This window comes from Streptomyces sp. NPDC048196 (assembly GCF_040652715.1).
Classification (GTDB): Bacteria; Actinomycetota; Actinomycetes; order Streptomycetales; family Streptomycetaceae; genus Streptomyces; species Streptomyces siderophoricus.
The window spans coordinates 110,076-131,678 of the sequence record NZ_JBEZMM010000016.1 but is presented as its reverse complement, the minus strand read 5'-3'; the positions used below and the strand labels follow the sequence as shown (position 1 = coordinate 131,678).

The window sequence follows — 21,603 nt, the reverse complement described above, 5'->3', positions numbered from 1 at the left end:
AATCTACCCGCCCGCCGCCGGTGGCCTACTCGGCGTCGGCGTTGTCCCCGAAGTGGTCCCAGCCGGCCTTCAGCCAGGGCGCGCCGTCCACCGTGACCTGCGGCAGCGCGGAGGGGTGGAGGACCTCGCCGATGACCTTCCACCGGGCGGGCAGCTTCACGTCCGGCGGGAACGTGGCCACGATCGCGTGGTCCTCGCCGCCGTTGAGCACCCACTGCATCGGGTCCACGCCGACCGCGGTGCCGATGTCGGACATCTGCGTGGGGATGTCGATCGCGGCGGACCGCAGGTCGATCCGGACCTTGCTGGCCTCGGCGATGTGCCCGAGGTCGGCGACCAGCCCGTCGCTGACGTCGGTCATGGCGGTGGCGCCGAGCCCGGCGGCCGCGGGGCCGGCGTGGTACGGCGGTTCGGGGCGGCGGTGCGCCTCCACGAAGGCGCGCGGGGAGCGGAAGCCGCGGGAGAGGACCGCGTGCCCGGCGGCGGACCAGCCGAGCCAGCCGGTCACCGCGACCACGTCGCCGGGCTGGGCGCCGGCCCGGGTGACCGGTTCCTGGTTGCGCAGGTCGCCGAGGGCGGTGATCGCAACGGTGATGGTGTCGCCGCGGACCACGTCACCGCCGACGACCGCGGCGCCGGCCACCTGGCACTCGTCGCGCAGCCCGTCCATCAGCTCGGTCGGCCAGGTCGCGGGGAGTTCCGCGGGCACGACCAGGCCCAGCAGGATCGCGGTGGGCACCGCGCCCATCGCCGCGATGTCGGCGAGGTTCTGCGCGGCGGCCTTGCGGCCGACGTCGTAGGCGGTGGACCAGTCGCGGCGGAAGTGCCGGCCCTCCAGGAGGACGTCGGTGCTGGCGACCACCCTCCGGTCCGGCGCGGTGACCACCGCGGCGTCGTCCCCCGGCCCGATCCGTACCGCCGGAGTGGACGTGAGCCGGGAGGTGAGCTCCCTGATCAGACCGAACTCCCCCAGCTCGCCCACGGTGCCCTTCATGCTGTTGCCCTTCTCATGTGTACGGGCCGTTGTACGGACGGTCCGTACGTGGCTGACGGTTGCGCCGCACCTGCCGTGTTCACCGCGCGGGTCTCCCCGCTCCGCACGGTGACGCGGTACCGTGGCGTCCCTTCTTCCCCCATGATCCTCGTAGCCGCCCTGGAGGTTCCGTGGTACAGGCCTACATCCTGATCCAGACCGAGGTCGGCAAGGCCTCGGCCGTCGCGGAGGTGATCTCGAAGATCCCCGGTGTGCTGCAGGCCGAGGACGTCACCGGTCCGTACGACGTGATCGTGCGCGCACAGGCCGACACCGTCGATGAGCTGGGCCGCATGGTGGTGGCGAAGGTCCAGCAAGTGGAGGGCATCACGCGCACCCTGACCTGCCCGGTCGTTCATCTCTAGCTCCCCGTATCCTCGGCCGGGTGATCTCTTCGCGTCGCCGGTGCCGCGTCCTGGCCCTTCCCCTGCTCACCGTGGCGTTCGCCGCGGTGAGCTGTTCGTCTTCCGAGGACGTGGCCGTCCCGTCCCCCCGGGGCGAGGCGGCGCGGCACTGCCGGGCACTTCATGAGGAACTGCCGCGGACCGTCGACGGACTGAAGCGGCATTCCGCCGAACCCGTCTCCGACTTCACCGCCGTCTGGGGCGACCCCGCCGTGCAACTGCGCTGCGGGGTGCCGAAGCCGGACGTCCTGAGACACGGGAGTGAACATTACAACCCCAACCCGGAGGCGGCGGAAGTCAACGGCGTCCGGTGGCTCTTCGAGAAGCAGGACGACGGCTACCGCTTCACGACCGTGCTGCGCAAGGTGTATGTCGAGGTGACCGTGCCCGGGAAGTACGCCCCCGAGGTCGATGTGCTCCCCGACCTCGCGGGCGCGGTGAAGAAGACCATCCCCGCGGGCGTCTAGCCCTCCCGGCGCCGGCCGGCCGCGGTCCTAGCGCAGCCCGGTCGAGCGCTGCAGCGCCGCCTGCAGGAGGCGGTCGATCAGCTCCGGGTAGCTCACTCCGCTCTCCTGCCACATCCGCGGGTACATCGAGATGGGCGTGAAGCCGGGGAGGGTGTTGATCTCGTTGATCACGAACTCGCCGTTGTCCTGCAGGAAGAAGTCCGCGCGGACCAGGCCCTCGCAGGACGCCGCCTCGAAGGCCGCGACGGCCAGTTCCCGGACCTCGGCGGTCTGCTCGGCGGTCAGCGGGGCCGGCACGATGCCGGCGGCCGAGTCGATGTACTTGGCCTCGAAGTCGTAGAAGTCGTGTGCGGTGACCGGCGGGATCTCGGCCGGCACGCTGGCCCGCGGGCCGTCCTCGAACTCCAGCACCCCGCACTCGATCTCGCGGCCGCTGAGCAGCGATTCCACGAGGATCTTGGGGTCGTGCCGGCGGGCCTCCTCGATGGCCTCGTCCAGGCCCTCCGGGCCGTCGACCTTGCTGATGCCCATGGACGAGCCGGCCCGGGCGGGCTTCACGAAGAGCGGCCAGCCGTGTTCGGCGGCGAAGTCCACGATCTTCTTGCGGGCCGCCGTGGGGTCCTTCTCCCACTCCCGGGGGCGGATGACCTCGTAGGGGCCGACCGGCAGCCCGAAGGAGGTGAACACCCGCTTCATGTAGTCCTTGTCCTGGCCGACCGCGGAGGCCAGCACGCCCGAGCCGACGTAGGGCACGCCGGAGAGCTCCAGGAGGCCCTGCAGGGTGCCGTCCTCGCCGTACGGGCCGTGCAGGACGGGGAAGACCACGTCGACCTCGCCGAGCGCCTTGGGCACCGCGCCCGGCTCGGTGTAGACCACCTCGCGGTTGGACGGGTCGACGGGGAGCACAACTCCGCCCTCGGTGGACTCGGCGAGCTCGGCCACGCTGGGCAGCCGCCGGTCCGTGATGGCCATCCGCTCGGGGTCGTCGGCGGTGAGCGCCCAGCGGCCGTCGGTGGTGATGCCGATGGGCAGCACGTCGTACTTGTCGCGGTCGATGGCGCGCAGTACGGCTCCGGCGGTGACCACGGAGATGGCGTGCTCGGAGCTGCGCCCGCCGAACACGACGGCGACGCGGGGCTTGTGGGAGGAGGTCTGGCTGCTCATATCGCGTTGAGGGTACCTGCTGACCGGCGCGGCGTCAGTGCGGCGGCCGCCGTTGGTGGCGTGGCGGCGGCGCCCGCCGCGGGCGGCGGGGTTTTCGTGCCGGTTCGGTGCCGCTTCGGTGCCGTTTCGATGAACCCTTCGGTGCCGGTTCGATGCCGCTTTTCAGTGCCGCTCGGACTTGGCGCTGCGCGCCATCAGCTCCTTGAGGGCCACCAGCGGCGGCTTGCCGTCGTGGACGATGGACACCACCGTCTCGGTGAGCGGCATGTCGACGCCGTGCCTGCGGGCCAGATCCAGTACGGATTCGCAGGACTTGACGCCCTCGGCGGTCTGCTTGGTGACCGCGATGGTCTCCTCCAGCGTCATGCCGCGGCCGAGGTTGGTGCCGAAGGTGTTGTTGCGGGACAGCGGCGAGGAGCAGGTGGCGACGAGGTCGCCCATGCCGGCCAGGCCGGCGAAGGTGTGCGCGTCGGCACCCATGGCGAGGCCGAGCCGGGTGGTCTCGGCGAGTCCGCGGGTGATCAGCGACGCCTTGGCGTTGTCGCCCAGGCCCATGCCGGTGGCGATGCCGACGGCGAGGGCGATGACGTTCTTGACGGCGCCGCCCAGTTCGCAGCCCACCACGTCGGTGTTGGTGTACGGGCGGAAGTACGAGGTGTGGCAGGCGGTCTGCACCCGGCGGGCGACCGCCTCGTCGGCGCAGGCGACGACCGCGGCGGCGGGCTGCCGGGCCGCGACCTCCTTGGCGAGGTTGGGGCCGGTGACCACCGCGACCCTTTCGGCGGGGGCCTTGGCGACCTCCTCGACGACCTCGCTCATGCGCTTGGCCGTGCCCAGTTCGACGCCCTTCATCAGGGAGACCAGGATCGTGTCGGCGGGCAGCAGGGGCGCCCATTCGGCGAGGTTGCCGCGCAGCGTCTGGGACGGCACGGCCAGGACGGTGAACTCCGCGTCCCGGGCCGCCCGTGCCGGGTCCGTGGTGGCCCGTACGGCCTCGGGGAGCTCGACGCCGGGCAGGTAGTCGGGGTTCGTACGGCCGTTGTTGATGGCGTCGACCAGGGCCGCGCGGCGCCCCCACAGGGTCACCTCGCATCCCGCGTCGGCGAGCACCATCGCGAATGCGGTGCCCCAGGACCCCGTGCCGTAGACGGCGCAGCGCGTCACTTGCCTTCATCCTCCTGTGCCTGCTGGGTGCTTCGGGCCTGCTGGGGGGCGCCGGCGCCTTCGGTGGCGGCGGCCGGCCCGGCGGCGGCCTTGGCGGCCTCGCGGGCGGCCCGGCGTTCCTGGGCGATGGCCTTGCGCCAGTCGTACGGTGCGGCCGGTGCGCTCTCGCCGCGCAGCAGGGCCAGCTGCTCGGTGATCGCGCTCATGATGAGGTCGGTGACGGCGCGCAGCACCTCGGCGGTCGGTTCCTGGTCGTAGTAGGCGCTCAGGTCGACCGGCGGCCCCGCCTTGACCCGCAGCGTCTTGCGCGGGAGCAGCTGGAGCTTCTTCTCCTTGGCGTACGGCGGCATCGCGTCGTTGGCGCCCCACTGGGCGACCGGGATGACCGGGGCCTTGGTCAGCAGCGCGACCCGCGCGGCACCGGTCTTGCCCTGCATCGGCCAGAGCTCGGGGTCCCGGGTGAGGGTGCCCTCGGGGTAGAAGGCGACGCATTCGCCCTTGTGGATGGCGGTGACGGCGGCACGGAACGCGTTGGCGGCGTCGGTGGTTTCCCGGTAGACCGGGATCTGTCCGGTGCCGCGCATCATCAGGCCGACAAAGCCGCTCTTGAAGAGTCCGGCCTTGGCCAGGAATCGGGGGACCCGCCCGGTGTTGTACTGATAGTGCGCATAGGAGAGCGGGTCGAGATAGGAGTTGTGGTTGACCGCGGTGATAAATCCACCGTCGACCGGAATGTGCTCCATTCCCTGCCAGTCCCGCTTGAACAGAACCAAGAGCGGCGGTTTGCAGATGACCGCGGCCAAGCGGTACCAGAAGCCGATTCTGCGGCGGGACACTGGGACACCCTCCTTGTGGGACCTGCGTAGCTGCTACGGGCCGGCAGCCGCACAAGTGTCGCCCCAGGTACCCGCTATGTCGAGGACACCGTAACCCCGGCGCTCCCCCGGGTCGTCGGCGGCGGGTGAGAATGGCGCCGATGCGAAGAGACGGAGCGGATGGCGAGGCAGCGGCGGCCTGGAGCCTGGTGGTGCCGCTGAAACCGCTGGTGCGGGCCAAGAGCAGGCTCGCCGGGGCCGCCGGGGAGGACTTTCGGCCTCGGTTGGCCCTGGCCTTCGCCCTGGACACCGTGGCAGCCGCGCTGGCCTGCGCCGATGTGCGCGATGTGGTGGTTGTCACGGACGACCGGCTGGCCGCCGGGCGGCTCGCGGCGCTGGGGGCGCGGATCGTGCCCGACACTCCGGCGGGCGGGCTGAACGCGGCGCTGGCGCACGGCGCGGAGGCGGTACGGGCGGGTCGTCCGGGCGCGCCGGTGGCCGCGCTGAACGCGGATCTTCCCGCGCTGCGCCCGGCCGAGCTGGGCCGGGTGCTCCATTCCGCCGCGCTATTTCCCCGTGCATTTCTCGCGGATGCGGCGCATTTCGGGACAACACTTCTGACCGCGAGTTCCGGGGTGGAATTGGCACCGGCATTCGGTGGTGCCTCGCGGGCCCGTCATCTGGCGTCGGGGGCGCAGGAGATCACCGCGCCGGACGTGCCGTCGGTGCGCCGGGACGTGGACACCGGCGAGGATCTGCTGGCCGCGCTGGCGCTGGGCGTGGGCCCGCACACGGCGCGGCAGGCGCCGCCGGTGACGTGGACGGCTGCGGGGGCGGGGGCGGGCGGCGCCGGGGCGCACGTGGAGCCGTCCGGGCCGGTGCCGCCGCAGGTCAGAGCGTCTGGAGGGTGACCAGGTCGATGTGCCGGGCGTCGCCTTCCCCGGTGACCTCGATGCGGACCCGCTGACCGGGCCGGAGCAGCAGCAGCCCGCCGGCGTCGAAGGCGGCCGCGTCGAAGGGCAGCGGGGTGCCGTCGTCGAGCAGCACGCTGCCGGAGCGGGTCTGGGGGTCGTACGTGTACGCGGTGGCCTGCATGGGAGAGAGCCTAGACGGCGGCCGGGGCCGGAAAGCACCGCGGGCCGGGCTCCCCGGAGGGAGACCGGCCCGACGCATGGCGTCGCCGCTGCTGTGGGTCACCGCTTGCGGGCGGTGGTCTTCTTCGCGGTGGTCTTGCGCGCGGTGGCCTTCTTGGCGGGAGCCTTCTTCGCCGTGGCCTTCTTCGCGGGCGCGGTCTTCTTGGCCGTCGCCTTCTTCGCGGTGGTCTTCTTGGCCGGGGTCGCCTTCTTGGCGGCGGCCTTGGCGGGGGCCTTCTTCGCCGTCGTCTTCTTGGCGGTGACCTTCTTCGCGGGGGTGGTCTTCTTCGCGGCGGCCTTCTTCGCCGGCGCCGCCTTCTTGGCGGTGGCCTTCTTGGCGGTGGCCTTCTTCGCCGCGGCCTTCTTGATCGCGGTGCCGCCGGTGAGGCTGCCCTTGGGGGCCTTCTTGACGGAGACCTCGCCGCCCTTGGGGAGCTTCTTCGAGCCGCTCACCAGGTCCTTGAAGCCCTGACCGGCGCGGAAGCGCGGCACCGAGGTCTTCTTGACCCGCACCCGCTCACCCGTCTGCGGGTTGCGGGCGTAACGGGCCGGGCGGTCGACCTTCTCGAACGAGCCGAATCCGGTGACCGAAACGCGGTCGCCGGAGACCACTGCACGGACGATCGCGTCGAGTACGGCATCGACCGCGTCCGCGGCGTTCTGGCGGCCGCCGAGCTTGTCGGCAATGGCTTCTACGAGCTGCGCCTTGTTCACGTCTTCCCCTTCGGAGACATTGCTGGAAGGAAAGTTTCCAAGCTTTTTCGCACGTTAGGCAGATATATACCGCAAATCAAACACGAAACGGGCTAATCACCCTTGTGCCGCAACGAACTCGACCTTCACGGACTTCCGTCGGCGTGCACATCTTCGGGATAACGACCTTCGTCGAGGTCTTCCATGAACCACTCCAGACGCCGTGCCGCGTCCGCAAGATCGTGTTTAGCCGCGGCCGTGATGACGAGCAGCTTCCGGGTCAGCGCCATCCGTACGCCCTCCGGGACTTGCAGTGTCCGCACTCTTGCGTGTGCGTCCTTGAGTCGGTCGGCGACGACGCCGTAGAGCTGGAGTTGGTCGTCGCGTTCCATGCGCTAATTGTGCCATCTGCGGCGAGTTGTCGCTTCACGGGGCCTCAACAGCCGCCTCGACAAGCCGATGCGCCCCCTGCCAACTGCACAGGGGGCGCATCGTACGCAATAACGCTTTGAGCCAAAAACCCGAGGTCAGACCTCGATGGTACGCGGCTTGAACGACGGGCGATTCGCCTCGTACGCCACGATTGACGACTCCTCCCGAAGGGTGAGGCTGATGTCGTCCAGCCCCTCCAGCAGACGCCAACGGGCGTTCTCGTCCAGCTCGAAGTCCGCGCTGATGCCCTCCGCCCGGACCTGCCGGTCCACGAGGTCGACGGTCACCTCGGCGGCCGGGTCGGCCTCCACCAGCTTCTGCAGCCGGTCCACCGTCTCCTGCGGCAGGACCACCGTCAGCAGGCCGTTCTTGAGGGAGTTGCCGCGGAAGATGTCCGCGAACCGCGAGGAGATGACGGCCTTGAAGCCGTAGTTCTGCAGCGCCCAGACGGCGTGCTCACGCGAGGATCCGGTGCCGAAGTCGGGGCCGGCGACGAGCACCGTGGCGCCTTTGTACTGCGGCTTGTTGAGGACGAACTCGGAGTCCTTGCGCCAGGCCTCGAACAGGCCGTCCTCGAAGCCGTCGCGGGTGACCTTCTTCAGCCAGTGGGCCGGGATGATCTGGTCGGTGTCGACGTTGCTGCGGCGCAGCGGGACGGCCCGGCCGGTGTGGGTGGTGAAAGCTTCCATGGTTCAGACTCCCGCGGGCGTGGCGACGTCGGACAGGTCGGCCGGTGAGGCCAGATGGCCGAGAACCGCCGTTGCGGCGGCCACCTGCGGGGAGACCAGGTGCGTACGACCGCCCTTGCCCTGGCGGCCCTCGAAGTTGCGGTTGGAGGTGGACGCGGAGCGCTCACCGGGCGCCAGCTGGTCGGGGTTCATGCCCAGGCACATCGAGCAGCCCGCGTGCCGCCATTCGGCGCCCGCCTCGGTGAAGACCTTGTCCAGGCCCTCGGCGACGGCTTCCAGGGAGACCCGGACCGAGCCGGGGACGATCAGCATCCGTACGCCGTCGGCGACCTTGCGGCCCTGCAGGATCGCGGCCGCGGAGCGCAGGTCCTCGATGCGGCCGTTGGTGCACGAACCTACGAAGACGGTGTCCACGGTGATCTCGCGCAGCGGCTGACCCGCCGTCAACCCCATGTATTCCAGGGCCTTTTCGGCGGCGAAGCGCTCCGAGGCGTCCTCGTACGAAGCCGGGTCGGGGACGCTCGCCGAAAGCGGGGCGCCCTGGCCCGGGTTGGTGCCCCAGGTGACGAACGGCGCCAGCGAGGCGGCGTCGATGTGCACCTCGGCGTCGAAGACCGCGTCGTCGTCGGTGCGCAGCGTCTTCCAGTACTCGACCGCGGCGTCCCAGTCCGCGCCCCGGGGGGCGTGGTCGCGGCCCTGGAGGTAGTCGAAGGTGGTCCGGTCCGGGGCGATCATGCCGGCCCGGGCGCCCGCCTCGATCGACATGTTGCAGATGGTCATCCGGGCCTCCATCGAGAGCTTCTCGATGGCCGGGCCGCGGTATTCGATGACGTATCCCTGGCCGCCGCCGGTGCCGATCTTGGCGATGATCGCCAGGATCAGGTCCTTGGCGGTCACGCCCTCCGGCAGCTCGCCGTCGACGGTGATCGCCATCGTCTTGAACGGGGCCAGCGGCAGCGTCTGGGTGGCCAGTACGTGCTCGACCTGGCTGGTGCCGATGCCGAACGCCAGCGCGCCGAAGGCACCGTGGGTGGAGGTGTGGCTGTCACCGCAGACCACGGTGGTGCCGGGCTGGGTCAGTCCCAGCTGGGGGCCCACGACGTGGACGACGCCCTGCTCGACGTCGCCGAGCGGGTGCAGCCGGACGCCGAACTCGGCGCAGTTCTTGCGCAGCGTCTCCAGCTGGGTGCGCGAGACCGGGTCGGCGATCGGCTTGTCGATGTCGAGGGTCGGGGTGTTGTGATCCTCGGTGGCGATGGTCAGGTCCGTCCGGCGCACCTGGCGGCCGGCCTTGCGGAGGCCGTCGAACGCCTGCGGGCTGGTGACCTCGTGCAGCAGGTGCAGATCAATGAAGAGGAGGTCGGGCTCGCCTTCCGCGCGCCGGACGACATGGTCGTCCCAGACCTTCTCCGCGAGTGTCCGTCCCATCGCTTTCCCTCCGGCCGGCCGCAGTGCCGGCCTTGCTCGTCCATGCGCGATCGCCCGCAGAACTCCCCCTGCCGGGCCTTACGCCGGGCCCTGGTCGAGGGCCACATCTACAGACTGACGACTTCCCTGGAAAATTGAACTTGCGTTTCACAGTGTGAGACGTGAGTATCGTTGCATGGACAACTCTAGCGGCGTCGGCGTTCTCGACAAGGCAGCTCTGGTTTTGAGCGCCCTGGAGTCCGGTCCGGCCACCCTCGCCGGGCTGGTCGCGGCGACAGGGCTTGCACGACCCACGGCCCACCGACTGGCCGTGGCTCTGGAACACCACCGGATGGTGGCGAGGGACATGCAGGGCCGGTTCATCCTGGGCCCCCGGCTCTCCGAGCTGGCCGCGGCGGCCGGCGAGGACCGCCTGCTGGCCACGGCCGGGCCGGTACTGACCCACCTGCGCGACGTGACGGGCGAGAGCGCCCAGCTCTATCGCCGGCAGGGCGACATGCGGATCTGCGTGGCGGCGGCCGAGCGGCTGTCCGGACTGCGGGACACCGTCCCGGTCGGCTCCACGCTCCCGATGAAGGCCGGCTCGGCCGCGCAGATCCTGATGGCCTGGGAGGAGCCCGAGCGGCTGCACCGCGGCCTCCAGGGCGCCCGCTTCACGGCAACGGCCCTGTCCGGCGTACGGCGCCGCGGCTGGGCCCAGTCGATCGGTGAGCGGGAGCCCGGCGTGGCCTCGGTCTCCGCGCCCGTACGCGGCCCCTCGAACCGCGTGGTGGCCGCCGTCTCGGTCTCCGGACCGATCGAGCGGCTGACCCGCCACCCGGGCCGGATGCACGCCCAGGCGGTCATCGACGCGGCCGCCCGGCTCTCCGAGGGCCTGCGCCGCAACGGCTGAACGACACGGCACGCCCCCGGTCCGGCACGGCGGGATGCGCCCGGGTCCGGGGCCGGGCGGCCGCGCCCCGGCTCAGGCCGCCAGCCGCTCGGCCGCCCGCTCCCCGCGACGGGCGACCGGCACCACCCCGCGGGCCGCGCCCAGTCCGCTGGGCGGCATGTTCGCGTAGATGGTCTCGTACGAGCCCGCCGGGACGACATAGGTCTCGTGCCAGATGCCGACGTGGCCCCGCCCCTCCCGGGCCCGCCGGTTGAAGGCGGCCCAGGCCGGCCGGTGCGCGCCGCTCCGGTCGCTCGCGTAGGCCAGCAGCTTCTCCTTGGACTCCCAGTACTGCACGACCCCGAAGTCCCGCAGTCCGGGCAGCGGGCGGTAGCCGAGCAGGCCCCGCTCCGGATCCTGCGCCAGCTCCTTCATCATGGGCGGCATCGCCCGGAGCACCGGCAGCCAACTGCGCACCGCCCGCCAGTTGTTGATCCGCATCCCGATGAGGAACACCACCACCTCCCCGGTCCCGTCCGCCGTCATCCGTCCCTGCACCGGCTTGCCGCCCATCACAGCCCCCTTGGTCACGCCGAACAATGTTGGATAGCGACGCTATCCATGCTTGGATAGTGCCACTCTCCAAGAAGGGACGCAAGAGGTATGCGACTGGCGGAGCTCAGCGAGCGCAGCGGGGTGTCCACCGCGACGATCAAGTACTACCTGCGCGAGCGGCTGCTGCCGCCCGGCCGCCCGGTCACCGCCACCCAGTCCGAGTACGACGAGGACCACCTGCGCCGGCTGCGGCTGATCCGGGCGCTGATCCAGGTCGGCCGGGTCCCGGTGAGCACCGCCCGGGACGTCCTGACCGCCGTCGACGACGACTCCCGCGACCAGCACTCCCGCCTCGGCGCGGCCGTCGAGGCCCTCCCGCACGGCCCGCGGCCCGACGACGCCGACCCGGCGACCGACGCGGCCCGGCACATCGCCACCGACCTGCTGCGCCGCGTCGGCTGGCACTTCAACCTGGCGATCGCCGAGCACTCCGGCGCCTTCCGCATGCTCGTCGCCGCGGTCGCCGCGCTGCACCGCCTCGGCTATCCCTGCGACACCGCCCACCTGCTGCCCTACGCCCGCCAGGCGGCCGAGCTCGCCGTCGTCGACCTGGACCTGGTCGAGGAGTACGGGACCCCCGCGGAGCAGGTGGAGGCGGCGGTGGCCCTGACGGTGCTCTACGAGCCGGTACTGCTCGGCCTGCGCCGGCTGGCCGAGGCCGAGGAGTCCAACCGGCGCTTCCGAACGGGGCGTTGAACCACGGGAACAACGGAAAGGCCCTCCGCGCGATGCGGAGGGCCTTTCCTTGTGCGTACCCCCGACCGGATTCGAACCGGCGCTACCGCCTTGAGAGGGCGGCGTGCTAGGCCGCTACACAACGGGGGCAAGATTTCCTGCAGTTGAGCCTGTCACGAGGACATGCTGCGCTGGGCTACCAGGACTCGAACCTAGACTAAATGAACCAGAATCACTCGTGCTGCCAATTACACCATAGCCCATGGTGGTTTAGACCAGTACCCCCGACCGGATTCGAACCGGCGCTACCGCCTTGAGAGGGCGGCGTGCTAGGCCGCTACACAACGGGGGCCCTAGCGATCCCATCCGACCGGAGCCGGATGTTGTCACCGCAATATCACCGGGAGCGACCCTGGTGGTCTACGGGATGGATCTGTACCCCCGACCGGATTCGAACCGGCGCTACTGCCTTGAGAGGGCAGCGTGCTAGGCCGCTACACAACGGGGGCTTTGCAGATGAGCTCTGCGAGCTGGCCTACCAGGACTCGAACCTAGACTAACTGAACCAGAATCAGTCGTGCTGCCAATTACACCATAGGCCATCAAAGCACAACCCCCTGCGGGGGTGGTATTTGACTTACGCTTCCCGGCCGGGCCTCTCGGCCCTCTCGGGCGGCGCAGGAAGAACATTACCTGATCGTGGACGGGGCTCCAAAACCGATAACCCCGTGCAGCAGCTCGGGCAGCTCAGCCAGGCTCGTGATCCGCCGCACCCCGGCCGGCAGCTCCCCGCCGGCGCCCGTGCGGTCCAGCCAGACGGCGCCCAGCCCGGCGTCCCGGGCGCCGAGCGCGTCGATGTCGAGCCGGTCGCCGACGTAGACCACCTCTTCGGGCCCGAGGCCCAGCGCGGCACAGGCGCCGTGGAAGGCCTCCGGCGCGGGCTTGGCGTGCCCCAGCTCGTCCGCGCACAGCACCGCCTCGAAGTGGGTGCGGATGCCCAGCCTGGTCAGCTTGCGCTCCTGGTTGGCGACGGAGGAATTGGACAGCACGGCCTGCCGCACCAGGGGCGCCAGCGCCGTCAGCGCGGGCGCGGAGTCCGGGAAGAGCACCCAGGAGGCTTCGTAGTGCGTGATGTATTTCGCGAACCAGGCGTCCGCCTCCGCGTCGCTCAGCGCGACGCCGAGGAACGTCCGGGCCCGCTCCCTGCGGTGGTCGAGGAATCCCAGCTCACCGGCGAGGAAGCGGGCGAACTCGGTCTCCATGGCCGCGCGCCACCGCGTCAGCGCCGCCTCCTCCCCGCCGTAGGCGGCCAGCAGTCCTTCGGCGCGCAGGTGCCGCAGCGCACCGGCGCGGTCCGACCCGCTGTAGTCGAAGAGGGTGTCGTCGATGTCCCACAGGACGGCACGGAGGGGCATGACGGCAATCTAACGCGCCGGGGCCGCGCCGGGAGGAAATATGCCGAGGGCCCGGAAACCGGGACGGCTTCCGGGCCCTCGGGCGCCCTTACGGGGTCAGCCGGCCAGCTTGGCCAGCGCGGCGTCGATGCGGGCGATGGTGCGCTCCTTGCCGAGGACTTCGAGGGACTCGAAGAGCGGCAGGCCGACCGTGCGGCCGGTGACGGCCACCCGGACCGGGGCCTGGGCCTTGCCGAGCTTGAGGCCGTGCTCCTCCCCGGCGGCCAGGACGGCCTCCTTGAGGGGCTCGGGGCCGGCGTTCCAGTCGGCGGCGGCGAGCTTGGCCCGGGCGGTGGTGAGCAGGGCCACCGGGTCGCCCTTCATGGCCTTGGTCCAGGACGCCTCGTCCTCCACCGGCTCCGTGCGGAACAGGAAGTCGACATTGGCGGTGATGTCGGACAGGACCGTGAGGCGGGTCTGGGCGTGCGGGGCGATCGCGCGCCAGGCGGCCTCGTCGAAGTCCGCCGGCTCCCAGTTGGCGAACGGGGCCTTCAGCCAGGGCTCGCACCGCTTGATGAAGTCCTCGACGTCCAGCTGCCGGATGTGGTCGGCGTTGATCGCCTCGGCCTTCTTCAGGTCGAAGCGGGCCGGGTTGGCGTTGACGTCCTCGATCTCGAACTTCTCGATCAGCTCGGACACCGAGAAGATGTCCTGGTCGGCGGAGAACGACCAGCCGAGCAGCGCGAGGTAGTTGAGCAGGCCCTCGGGCAGGAAGCCGCGCTCGCGGTAGAGGTTGAGCGAGGCCTGCGGGTCGCGCTTGGAGAGCTTCTTGTTGCCCTCGCCCATGACGTACGGCAGGTGGCCGAACTCGGGGATCGACGAGGCGACGCCCAGCTCGATCAGCGCCTTGTACAGGGCGATCTGGCGGGGGGTCGAGGAGAGCAGGTCCTCGCCGCGCAGGACGTGGGTGATGCCCATCAGGGCGTCGTCGACCGGGTTGACGAGGGTGTAGAGGGGCGCGCCGTTGGCCCGGACGATGCCGTAGTCCGGGACGTTGTCCGGCGTGAAGGTCAGCTCGCCGCGGACCAGGTCGGTGAAGGTGATCGGCTCGTCGGGCATCCGGAAGCGGACGATCGAGCTGCGGCCCTCGGCCTCGTACGCGGACTTCTGCTCGGCGGTCAGCTCACGGCAGGTGCCGTCGTAGCCGGAGGGCCGGCCGGCCTTGCGGGCGGCCTCGCGGCGCTCGTCGAGCTCCTCGGTGGTGCAGTAGCAGGGGTACGCGTGGCCGGCGGCGAGCAGCTTCTCGGCGATGTCCTTGTAGCGGTCCATCCGCTGGGACTGGCGGTACGGCGCGTGCGGGCCGCCGACCTCGGGGCCTTCGTCCCAGTCGAAGCCGAGCCAGTGGAAGGAGTCCAGCAGCTGGTTGTAGGACTCCTCGGAGTCGCGGGCCGCGTCGGTGTCCTCGATCCGGAAGACCAGGGTGCCCTTGTGGTGCCGCGCGTAGGCCCAGTTGAACAGGGCGGTGCGGATCAGGCCGACATGGGGGTTACCGGTCGGGGAGGGACAGAAACGTACGCGGACGGGGGTCGCGTTAGCCACGCTTGATCACCTTGTTGGTGAGAGTGCCGATGCCTTCGATGGTGACGGCGACCTCGTCGCCGACGTTGAGGGGGCCGACCCCGGCCGGGGTGCCCGTGAGGATGACGTCGCCGGGGAGCAGGGTCATCGCCTCGGTGATGTGGACGATCAGGTCCTCGATCGGGCGGACCATGTCGCTGGTGCGGCCGAGCTGGCGCTGTTCGCCGTTGACCGTGCACTGGATCGCCAGGCCGGCGGCGACGTCGGCGGGGTCCAGCCCGGTCTCGACCCAGGGGCCGAGCGGGCAGGAGCTGTCGAAGCCCTTGGCCCGGGCCCACTGCTTCTCACGCTGTTGGACGTCGCGCGCGGTGACGTCGTTGGCGCAGGTGTAGCCGAGGATGACGTCCTTGGCGCGGTCGCGGGGCACCTCGCGGCACATCCGCCCGATGACGACGGCGAGCTCCGCCTCGTGGTGCACCTCCTGGGAGAAGGAGGGGTAGGCGATGGGGTCGCCGGGGCCGATCACCGAGGTGGACGGCTTGAAGAAGGTGACCGGCACGTCCGGGACGGCGTTGCCCAGCTCGGCGGCGTGTTCGGCGTAGTTGCGGCCCACGCAGACGACCTTGTTGGGCAGCACGGGGGGCAGCAGCCGGACCTTGTCGAGGGGAACCTTCTGGCCCGAGCGCTCGAATTCCGCGAAGGGATGACCCTTGATGACGTCGAGTTCGTCGCCTTCGAGGACGCCGAAGCCGACGTTGCCGTCGATGGAGAATCTGGCGATGCGCACGGGTGCCGCTGCCCCTCAGTGATCATTGACCGGAGTTGACACTCCAGGCTATCGCCCCAGTTCGGGCGCGCGCTCACCTATGGGGCGCCGAGGCGGTGCGCGGCTGCTGCCCTTCCGCCCGGGTGACTAGGCGGTGACGGCCTGCTCGGGGACGTCCATCAGGACGGTGCGCCGCGGGTTGGCGGTCTGCGTGGGGAGATCGACGGTGTGCTCCGGGGCCTCGGAGAGGGTGGCGCCGAGCTCCTCGGCGTCCTTGAGATGGGCCAGGGTGGTGCGCCGCGGGTTGGCTATGTTGCGGAACATCATCGTCGTCTTCACTTCGGTATGCCTCGTGTGGTCGGAAGCTGGGGATCGGCCGGTGAAAAAGCCGTTGCGGAAACCTGTCTTGTCAGTTTCGGCAACTGTGTAAAGCGTCAGGCTATGCGCGCTATTCCCTCCGAAGTGATGGGGAACTCAACGATCTTCCTGTGAGTTTGCTCACGAGCCGTGCGACAAAAGCCGCATTTTCCTTGATCAACATCCTTGGGCGAATCGGACAATGTCGGATTGAAGCGCACGTTCCGCTCCCGATCACCGCACCTGGGACAGCCGCCTGAGGCGTGCGACTCGTGGGCATACGCCCGAAATCTCCAGCGGCTTCTTCTACAACTCGTGACGCGTCCCGTACATTGCGTCATCCATGTCACAGCCACCCGCTCCGCTCTTGTTGGAGATCCGGCACTGTGCTGGAATTCCACGGACCGCCGCACGTTTCAGCCGGCGCGCAGGGCGCAAGGTGGCGCCGCGCGGTGGTGCCGCTCTCTCGGCCAGAGGGGGCAGCCCGCCGGTCATTTCACGGCCGCCATGGGGGATTCACGGCCCCCTATACGACTCGACACCGTCCCGCCGAGGTGGGACGCCTGGTCCAGAGGTTGCGACGCTAGTGCAGGGACGTTTCAAGAGGGATGGCAGCGCTGCGGCGGAACCGGAGCTGCGCGGCGGAACCGACCGCGCCTCCTCGCCCCAGCGCGACCGCAACAACCCGGCGGGCGGCCTCACGTCGTCCGACCACGGCGGCCAGGCGCCGGGCGGTGATGCCGCGGACACCGGTGCGCCCAAGGCCGCGACCGGCCCCGGTTCGCGAATAGCGCTGCGCAACTGGCGCATCAGCACCCGACTGGTCTCCCTGCTCGCGCTACCCGTGGTCGCCGCCACCACGCTCGGCGGCATGCGCATCGCCACGCAGCTGGACAACATCGACCAGCTCGACAAGATGCAGATGCTCACCGAGATGACCCGGCAGGCCACCGAGCTCGCCGACGCGCTGCAGATCGAGCGGGACAAGTCGGCCGGTCCGCTGGCCGGCAGCGGCAACGCCAAGGACGACGCGAACGTCGTCGCCCCCCGTGAGGCGACCGACCGCGCCAAGCTGTCCTTCAACCAGGCCACCGGCGACATCCAGGGCCAGGACGCCACGATGGCCGGTGTCCGGGCGACCATCCTGGAGATCGGCCGCCAGCTCAACACCCTCAACGAGATCCGCGCCAGCGCCTACAAGGACGACGGCAACACCGCGCGGACCGTCACCAGCTACAACCAGCTGATCAACTCGCTGCTGTCGCTCTCCCAGGACATGGCGCAGGCGACCAGCAACCCGGAGATGATCCGCAGTACCCGTGCGCTGGCGGCGTTCTCGTCGGCCAAGGAGTACGCGTCGATCCAGCGCGCGCTGATCAGTGCCGGTCTCGCCCACAAGGGCGGCCCGGAGCTGTCCGCCAACGACCGGCAGGCCGGCCACAACGCCGAGATCAGCGAGAAGGCGGCCCGGGACCGGTTCTCGCTGATCTACGCCAACAACGCCGGCGCGCTCACCCGCGGCCTGGACGGCAACAACGACGAGATCAAGGCCGCGTCCGCCTTCTCGCACCGCGCCTTCGCCAGCGCCTCCGGCATCCGCAGCCAGGACTACCGCTACCTCGACTGGTACGACTCCGACACCGTCAAGATCGACGAGATGTCGCGGATCGAGACCACGCTGCTGTCGGAGATGGAGCAGAAGTCCCGCGAGGCCCGCGACGAGGCCACCCAGGACGCCCTCATCAACGGTGCGGTGATCCTCCTCGTCCTCGGCGTCTCGCTGGTCGGCGCGTTCGTCGTGGCCCGCTCCATGGTCCGCTCGCTGCGCCGGCTGCAGGACACCGCGCAGAAGGTCGCCCAGGACCGGCTGCCCGAGCTGGTCAAGCAGCTGTCCGAGTCCGACCCGCAGGACGTGGACACCTCCGTCGAGTCGGTCGGTGTGCACAGCCGGGACGAGATCGGCCGGGTGGCCGCGGCCTTCGACGACGTGCACCGCGAGGCGGTCCGCCTCGCCTCCGAGCAGGCGCTGCTGCGGGGCAACGTCAACGCGATGTTCACCAACCTCTCGCGCCGCTCCCAGGGTCTGATCCAGCGTCAGCTCTCGCTGATCTCCGAACTGGAGTCCCGCGAGGCCGACCCGGACCAGCTCTCCTCGCTCTTCAAGCTCGACCACCTCGCGACCCGTATGCGCCGTAACGGCGAGAACCTCCTGGTCCTCGCGGGTGAGGAGCCGGGCCGCCGGTGGACCCGTCCGGTGCCGCTGGTCGACGTGCTCCGTGCCGCCGCCTCCGAGGTGGAGCAGTACGAGCGCATCGAGCTCAACGCCGTCCCGCAGACCGAGGTCGCCGGCCGGGTCGTCAACGACCTGGTGCACCTGCTCGCCGAGCTGCTGGAGAACGCCACCTCGTTCTCCTCCCCGCAGACCAAGGTCAAGGTCACCGGCCACGCGCTGCCCGACGGCCGGGTCCTGGTCGAGATCCACGACACCGGTATCGGCCTGTCCCCCGAGGACCTCTCGGCGATCAACGAGCGGCTGGCCAGTCCGCCGACCGTGGACGTCTCGGTCTCCCGCCGGATGGGTCTGTTCGTGGTCGGCCGGCTGTCCCTGCGGCACGGCATCCGCATCCAGCTCCGGCCGTCCGACTCCGGCGGCACCACCGCACTGGTCATGCTGCCGGTCGACGTCGCCCAGGGCGGCAAGAAGCCGGCTCCGAGCACCGCCAAGGGCGCGCCCGGTGACGTCGGCGGTGCGCCGTCCAGCCGGCTCGCCGGGCTCCAGCCGCGCGGCCAGGTCGGTTCCGGCCCGGGCGCCGGCGGCCGTCCCGCGCTGCCCGGCCGCGGCGGTCCCGGTGGTGCCCCGAACGCCTTCGGCGCCCCGTCCGGGCGTCCCGCGCCGGCCGGCGCCGCACCCGGCGCCCCGGCCGCGGGCGGCGACACCCGTCCGCCCGCCCCGCGCTCCGGCGGTGCGCGCCCCGCACTGCCCACCCGCGGTGCGGACAACGGCCCCGCAGGTGGCCCCGCGCCGACGGTTGCCCCGCCCACCGGTGCGCCCCGCCGCGAGGAGCGGCCGGAGCTGCCGGCCCGCGGTCCGGCGGCCGAACTCCCGGGCGGTGCGCCGGCCGGCGGCCGCGGGGGCCAGGACGTCTTCGGCGGTCAGCAACAGGGCGGTACCAGCTGGGGTGCCCGCCGCGAGCGCGGCGGTAACGACGACTGGCCGCTGACGCCCCGCGAGGCGCAGGACCGGCCGCGCGGCCACGAGGAGCCGGACACCGGCAGCTTCGAGCGGCCCGCACCGGCCGGCGGCCCCGGTGACACCACCGCGTTCGCCCGTCCCGACTTCAACGCCCCGCCGCCCGCGGCCAAGGCCCCGGAGCGCGAGCCGGACCGGTACGACACCGGCCAGTACCCGGCGGACCGCTACGACACCGGCGAGTACCCCGCGGACCGCTACGACACCGGCGAGTACGCCGCGGACCGCTACGACACCGGCGAGTACCCGGCGGACCGCTTCGCGCAGCCCGCCGCCGAGGCCGATCCGTACGAGACCGGTCAGCTCGACGCCCGTCATCTGCAGCAGGCGGAGGCGGACCGGGCCGGTTACGCCGGCGATCCGCAGGGCACCGGCCAGTTCCCGGTGGCCCGGCCGCAGGACGGCCGCGCGCCGGAGCCGGACGTGCTCGGCAGCGCCGACGCCGGTCCCGGTGACGGCCGTACGCCGATCTTCGACACGATCGAGTCCAACTGGTTCAGCCACCCGGCGTCCGCCGCCGCCGGTGTGCCGCCGCAGGGCACCGAGGAGCCGGAGGCGCAGCGGCTGCCGCGCCGCGGTTCCGCGGCGGCCCCGGGTGCGCCCGCCGAGCCGCAGGGCAACGGCGCACGCAACCCGGAGCGGGCCGACACCTCCGCGCAGTGGCGCAGTTCGCCGAACGACGAGACCTGGCGGCAGGCGGAGCAGATCCGCCAGCCGGCCTCGGGCGGTGTCACCACCTCCGGGCTGCCCCGCCGGGTCCCGCGCGCCAACCTCGTCGCGGGCACCGCGCAACAGCAGCAGCCCGCCCAGAGCGGTCCGCAGGTCTCCCGCGCGCCGGGCGATGTGCGCGGCCGGCTGACCAATCTCCGTCGCGGTATCCAGCAGGGCCGGCAGGCCGGGACGTCGTCCACCGGCAACCACGGCATTGTCGATCCCACTCACCAGCAGGAGCGTTAGTTGAGTCCGATGAGCCAGGCGGCGCAGAATCTGAACTGGTTGATCACCAACTTCGTGGACAACACCCCCGGGGTGTCCCACACGGTGGTGGTCTCCGCGGACGGGCTGCTCCTCGCGATGTCCGAGGGCTTCCCGCGTGACCGCGCCGACCAGTTGGCGGCGGTGGCCTCCGGGCTGACCTCGCTGACCTCCGGCGCGTCCCGCATCTTCGAGGGCGGGAGCGTCAACCAGACCGTGGTGGAGATGGAGCGTGGCTTCCTCTTCATCATGTCCGTCTCCGACGGATCGTCGCTGGCCGTGCTCGCGCACCCCGAGTGCGACATCGGTCTGGTCGGCTACGAGATGGCCCTGCTGGTCGACCGCGCGGGGACGGTGCTGACGCCCGACCTGCGCGCCGAACTCCAGGGCAGTCTGCTGAACTGACGGCGTCCGCAGCGCCGTTCGTCCAGCACCCACCACCCATTCGTGCCGCACCCCCCACCGGCCCAACCCGACGACAGCGCGCGCTGTCCCGTCCGGAGGACCCCATGACCCCGCCACCTGCCACTTCCGGCCCGTACGGCGCCTACAGCCAAGCGCCGTACGGGAGCGAAGGTGACCAGCCGCTGGTGCGCCCGTACGCCATGACCGGAGGCCGGACCCGGCCGCGCTACCAGCTCGCCATCGAGGCGCTGGTCAGCACGACCGCCGACCCCGCCCAGCTGCCCGGGCTGCTGCCCGAGCACCAGCGGATCTGCCACCTGTGCCGTGAGGTGAAGTCGGTCGCCGAGGTCTCCGCGCTGCTGCACATCCCGCTGGGTGTGGCGCGCATCCTCGTCGCGGACCTGGCAGAGGCCGGAATGGTGGCGATCCACCAGCCCGGTGGCAGCGGCGAGGCCGGCGGTACGCCGGACGTGACCTTGCTGGAGAGGGTGCTCAGTGGACTTCGCAAGCTCTGACGGCGGCTTCGCCGCGAGCCCGGCCCGCGCCACCACGTCCGCGAAGATCGTGGTGGCGGGCGGCTTCGGCGTGGGCAAGACCACGTTCGTCGGCGCGGTCTCGGAGATCAACCCGCTGCGTACGGAGGCCGTGATGACCTCCGCGTCGGCAGGGATCGACGACCTCAGCCACGTGCAGGACAAGACCACGACGACCGTGGCGATGGACTTCGGCCGGATCACCCTGGACCAGGACCTGATCCTGTACCTCTTCGGTACGCCGGGCCAGGACCGCTTCTGGTTCATGTGGGACGACCTGGTCCGCGGTGCCATCGGCGCGGTCGTGCTGGTGGACACCCGGCGCCTGGCCGACTGCTTCCCGGCCGTCGACTACTTCGAGAACAGCGGCCTGCCGTTCGTCGTCGCCCTCAACGGCTTCGAGGGGCACCAGCCCTACACGCCCGACGAGGTCCGTGAGGCGCTGCAGATCGGTCCCAACACCCCGATCATCACGACCGACGCCCGGCACCGCAGCGAGGCCAAGAGCGCGCTCATCACGCTCGTCGAGCACGCCCTGATGGCCCGGCTCAAGTAGGAACCGACCGCCGCTCCGGCTCGTCATCTGTAGTGGGCAATCCGCCAGTTGACTCTTATGGGGGGCGCCGCCCTGCCCAGGGCTGCGCCCCGCCATCCGCGAAGGGATCTGTGTCCTTCGACACGCCCACAAATTCGCTTCATAACGTTTCGACAGTGAATCCCTGAGGTTTCGACACACCGCGCGCATGCCCGGCTTCGCTGCGC

At 70.9% G+C, this 21,603-nt stretch carries 23 protein-coding genes and 5 tRNA genes; 9 read left to right on the top strand and 19 right to left on the bottom strand.

Annotated features, from left to right (window positions below; all coding sequences use genetic code 11):
- Positions 1-25 precede the first annotated feature (25 nt).
- Positions 26-994, bottom strand: a complete 969-nt coding sequence (locus AB0E02_RS18610) for a thiamine-phosphate kinase (RefSeq protein WP_030414213.1) — start codon at positions 992-994, stop codon at positions 26-28.
- 170 nt (positions 995-1,164) lie between these two features.
- Between AB0E02_RS18610 and AB0E02_RS18605 the strand changes: the two genes are divergently transcribed.
- Together AB0E02_RS18605 and AB0E02_RS18600 are read left to right on the top strand one after the other, a co-directional pair.
- Entirely contained in the window at positions 1,165-1,398 is a 234-nt protein-coding gene (locus tag AB0E02_RS18605) for an Lrp/AsnC ligand binding domain-containing protein (RefSeq protein WP_030414214.1), read from the top strand.
- Between the two features lie 20 nt (positions 1,399-1,418).
- Entirely contained in the window at positions 1,419-1,904 is a 486-nt protein-coding gene (locus AB0E02_RS18600; RefSeq protein WP_362140626.1) for a DUF3515 domain-containing protein, read from the top strand.
- A gap of 27 nt (positions 1,905-1,931) precedes the next feature.
- On the opposite strand, the gene AB0E02_RS18595 is transcribed toward AB0E02_RS18600, so the two are convergent.
- From AB0E02_RS18595 to AB0E02_RS18585, 3 genes are all read right to left on the bottom strand, one after another.
- Positions 1,932-3,068, bottom strand: a complete 1,137-nt coding sequence (locus AB0E02_RS18595; protein ID WP_362140623.1) for a D-alanine--D-alanine ligase family protein — start codon at positions 3,066-3,068, stop codon at positions 1,932-1,934.
- A 162-nt stretch (positions 3,069-3,230) separates the two neighbouring features.
- Entirely contained in the window at positions 3,231-4,232 is a 1,002-nt protein-coding gene (locus AB0E02_RS18590; RefSeq protein ID WP_351536905.1) for an NAD(P)H-dependent glycerol-3-phosphate dehydrogenase, read from the bottom strand.
- Positions 4,229-5,068, bottom strand: coding sequence for a lysophospholipid acyltransferase family protein (locus AB0E02_RS18585; RefSeq protein ID WP_362140620.1), 840 nt, complete (start codon positions 5,066-5,068; stop codon positions 4,229-4,231). The genes AB0E02_RS18590 and AB0E02_RS18585 overlap by 4 nt, the downstream gene beginning before the upstream one ends.
- 140 nt (positions 5,069-5,208) lie before the next feature.
- Between AB0E02_RS18585 and cofC the strand changes: the two genes are divergently transcribed.
- Complete coding sequence (cofC, locus tag AB0E02_RS18580) at positions 5,209-5,958, top strand: 2-phospho-L-lactate guanylyltransferase (RefSeq protein ID WP_362140617.1); 750 nt, start codon at positions 5,209-5,211, stop codon at positions 5,956-5,958.
- On the opposite strand, the gene AB0E02_RS18575 is transcribed toward cofC, so the two are convergent.
- The 5 genes from AB0E02_RS18575 to leuC form a co-directional block, all read right to left on the bottom strand.
- Complete coding sequence (locus tag AB0E02_RS18575; RefSeq protein ID WP_030414220.1) at positions 5,939-6,142, bottom strand: hypothetical protein; 204 nt, start codon at positions 6,140-6,142, stop codon at positions 5,939-5,941. The two genes, cofC and AB0E02_RS18575, sit on opposite strands and share 20 nt — an antisense overlap.
- A gap of 98 nt (positions 6,143-6,240) precedes the next feature.
- Positions 6,241-6,894 (bottom strand): HU family DNA-binding protein, encoded by a 654-nt coding sequence (locus tag AB0E02_RS18570; RefSeq protein WP_030414221.1) that lies wholly within the window; start codon positions 6,892-6,894, stop codon positions 6,241-6,243.
- A gap of 125 nt (positions 6,895-7,019) precedes the next feature.
- Positions 7,020-7,265, bottom strand: coding sequence for a hypothetical protein (locus AB0E02_RS18565; RefSeq protein ID WP_030414222.1), 246 nt, complete (start codon positions 7,263-7,265; stop codon positions 7,020-7,022).
- A gap of 135 nt (positions 7,266-7,400) precedes the next feature.
- A complete protein-coding gene (gene leuD / locus AB0E02_RS18560) occupies positions 7,401-7,994 on the bottom strand; it encodes a 3-isopropylmalate dehydratase small subunit (protein WP_362140612.1) in 594 nt (197 codons plus the stop codon).
- A 3-nt stretch (positions 7,995-7,997) separates the two neighbouring features.
- Complete coding sequence (gene leuC, locus AB0E02_RS18555) at positions 7,998-9,422, bottom strand: 3-isopropylmalate dehydratase large subunit (protein WP_362140609.1); 1,425 nt, start codon at positions 9,420-9,422, stop codon at positions 7,998-8,000.
- Positions 9,423-9,597: 175 nt separating this feature from the next.
- On the opposite strand from leuC, the gene ndgR reads away from it, so the two are divergent.
- Positions 9,598-10,314 (top strand): IclR family transcriptional regulator NdgR, encoded by a 717-nt coding sequence (ndgR, locus tag AB0E02_RS18550; RefSeq protein WP_030414225.1) that lies wholly within the window; start codon positions 9,598-9,600, stop codon positions 10,312-10,314.
- Positions 10,315-10,386: 72 nt separating this feature from the next.
- Here ndgR and AB0E02_RS18545 read toward each other — a convergent pair whose 3' ends face one another.
- Positions 10,387-10,866 carry a DUF4188 domain-containing protein gene (locus AB0E02_RS18545; RefSeq protein ID WP_362140661.1) on the bottom strand — a complete coding sequence of 160 codons (480 nt, stop codon included), beginning with the start codon at positions 10,864-10,866 and terminating at the stop codon, positions 10,387-10,389.
- Between the two features lie 90 nt (positions 10,867-10,956).
- Between AB0E02_RS18545 and AB0E02_RS18540 the strand changes: the two genes are divergently transcribed.
- A complete protein-coding gene (locus AB0E02_RS18540) occupies positions 10,957-11,604 on the top strand; it encodes a MerR family transcriptional regulator (protein WP_362140606.1) in 648 nt (215 codons plus the stop codon).
- A 56-nt stretch (positions 11,605-11,660) separates the two neighbouring features.
- Here AB0E02_RS18540 and AB0E02_RS18535 read toward each other — a convergent pair.
- The 9 genes from AB0E02_RS18535 to AB0E02_RS18495 form a co-directional block, all read right to left on the bottom strand.
- Positions 11,661-11,733, bottom strand: a tRNA-Glu gene (locus AB0E02_RS18535).
- A gap of 41 nt (positions 11,734-11,774) precedes the next feature.
- Positions 11,775-11,846: transfer RNA gene (locus AB0E02_RS18530), tRNA-Gln, on the bottom strand.
- Positions 11,847-11,862: 16 nt separating this feature from the next.
- Positions 11,863-11,935: transfer RNA gene (locus AB0E02_RS18525), tRNA-Glu, on the bottom strand.
- An 84-nt stretch (positions 11,936-12,019) separates the two neighbouring features.
- Positions 12,020-12,092 (bottom strand) — tRNA-Glu (locus tag AB0E02_RS18520).
- Positions 12,093-12,113: 21 nt separating this feature from the next.
- Positions 12,114-12,185 (bottom strand) — tRNA-Gln (locus AB0E02_RS18515).
- A gap of 87 nt (positions 12,186-12,272) precedes the next feature.
- A complete protein-coding gene (locus AB0E02_RS18510; RefSeq protein ID WP_362140603.1) occupies positions 12,273-12,998 on the bottom strand; it encodes an HAD family hydrolase in 726 nt (241 codons plus the stop codon).
- Positions 12,999-13,094: 96 nt separating this feature from the next.
- Positions 13,095-14,576: a glutamate--tRNA ligase gene (gene gltX / locus AB0E02_RS18505; RefSeq protein WP_362140600.1), complete on the bottom strand. Its 1,482-nt coding sequence runs from the start codon at positions 14,574-14,576 to the stop codon at positions 13,095-13,097.
- Positions 14,569-15,342: a fumarylacetoacetate hydrolase family protein gene (locus tag AB0E02_RS18500; RefSeq protein ID WP_362140597.1), complete on the bottom strand. Its 774-nt coding sequence runs from the start codon at positions 15,340-15,342 to the stop codon at positions 14,569-14,571. Before AB0E02_RS18500 ends, gltX begins: the two co-directional genes overlap by 8 nt.
- 126 nt (positions 15,343-15,468) lie before the next feature.
- Positions 15,469-15,660 (bottom strand): hypothetical protein, encoded by a 192-nt coding sequence (locus tag AB0E02_RS18495; RefSeq protein WP_362140594.1) that lies wholly within the window; start codon positions 15,658-15,660, stop codon positions 15,469-15,471.
- A 604-nt stretch (positions 15,661-16,264) separates the two neighbouring features.
- Between AB0E02_RS18495 and AB0E02_RS18490 the strand changes: the two genes are divergently transcribed.
- The 4 genes from AB0E02_RS18490 (at position 16,265) to AB0E02_RS18475 (ending at position 21,397) form a co-directional block, all read left to right on the top strand.
- On the top strand, positions 16,265-19,885 hold the full coding sequence (locus AB0E02_RS18490) for a nitrate- and nitrite sensing domain-containing protein (RefSeq protein ID WP_362140590.1): 3,621 nt from the start codon (positions 16,265-16,267) through the stop codon (positions 19,883-19,885).
- Positions 19,886-19,894: 9 nt separating this feature from the next.
- On the top strand, positions 19,895-20,308 hold the full coding sequence (locus tag AB0E02_RS18485; RefSeq protein WP_018087204.1) for a roadblock/LC7 domain-containing protein: 414 nt from the start codon (positions 19,895-19,897) through the stop codon (positions 20,306-20,308).
- Positions 20,309-20,412: 104 nt separating this feature from the next.
- On the top strand, positions 20,413-20,823 hold the full coding sequence (locus AB0E02_RS18480; RefSeq protein ID WP_030416114.1) for a DUF742 domain-containing protein: 411 nt from the start codon (positions 20,413-20,415) through the stop codon (positions 20,821-20,823).
- On the top strand, positions 20,804-21,397 hold the full coding sequence (locus tag AB0E02_RS18475; protein ID WP_310724004.1) for an ATP/GTP-binding protein: 594 nt from the start codon (positions 20,804-20,806) through the stop codon (positions 21,395-21,397). Before AB0E02_RS18480 ends, AB0E02_RS18475 begins: the two co-directional genes overlap by 20 nt.
- The last annotated feature ends 206 nt before the right edge of the window (positions 21,398-21,603 follow it).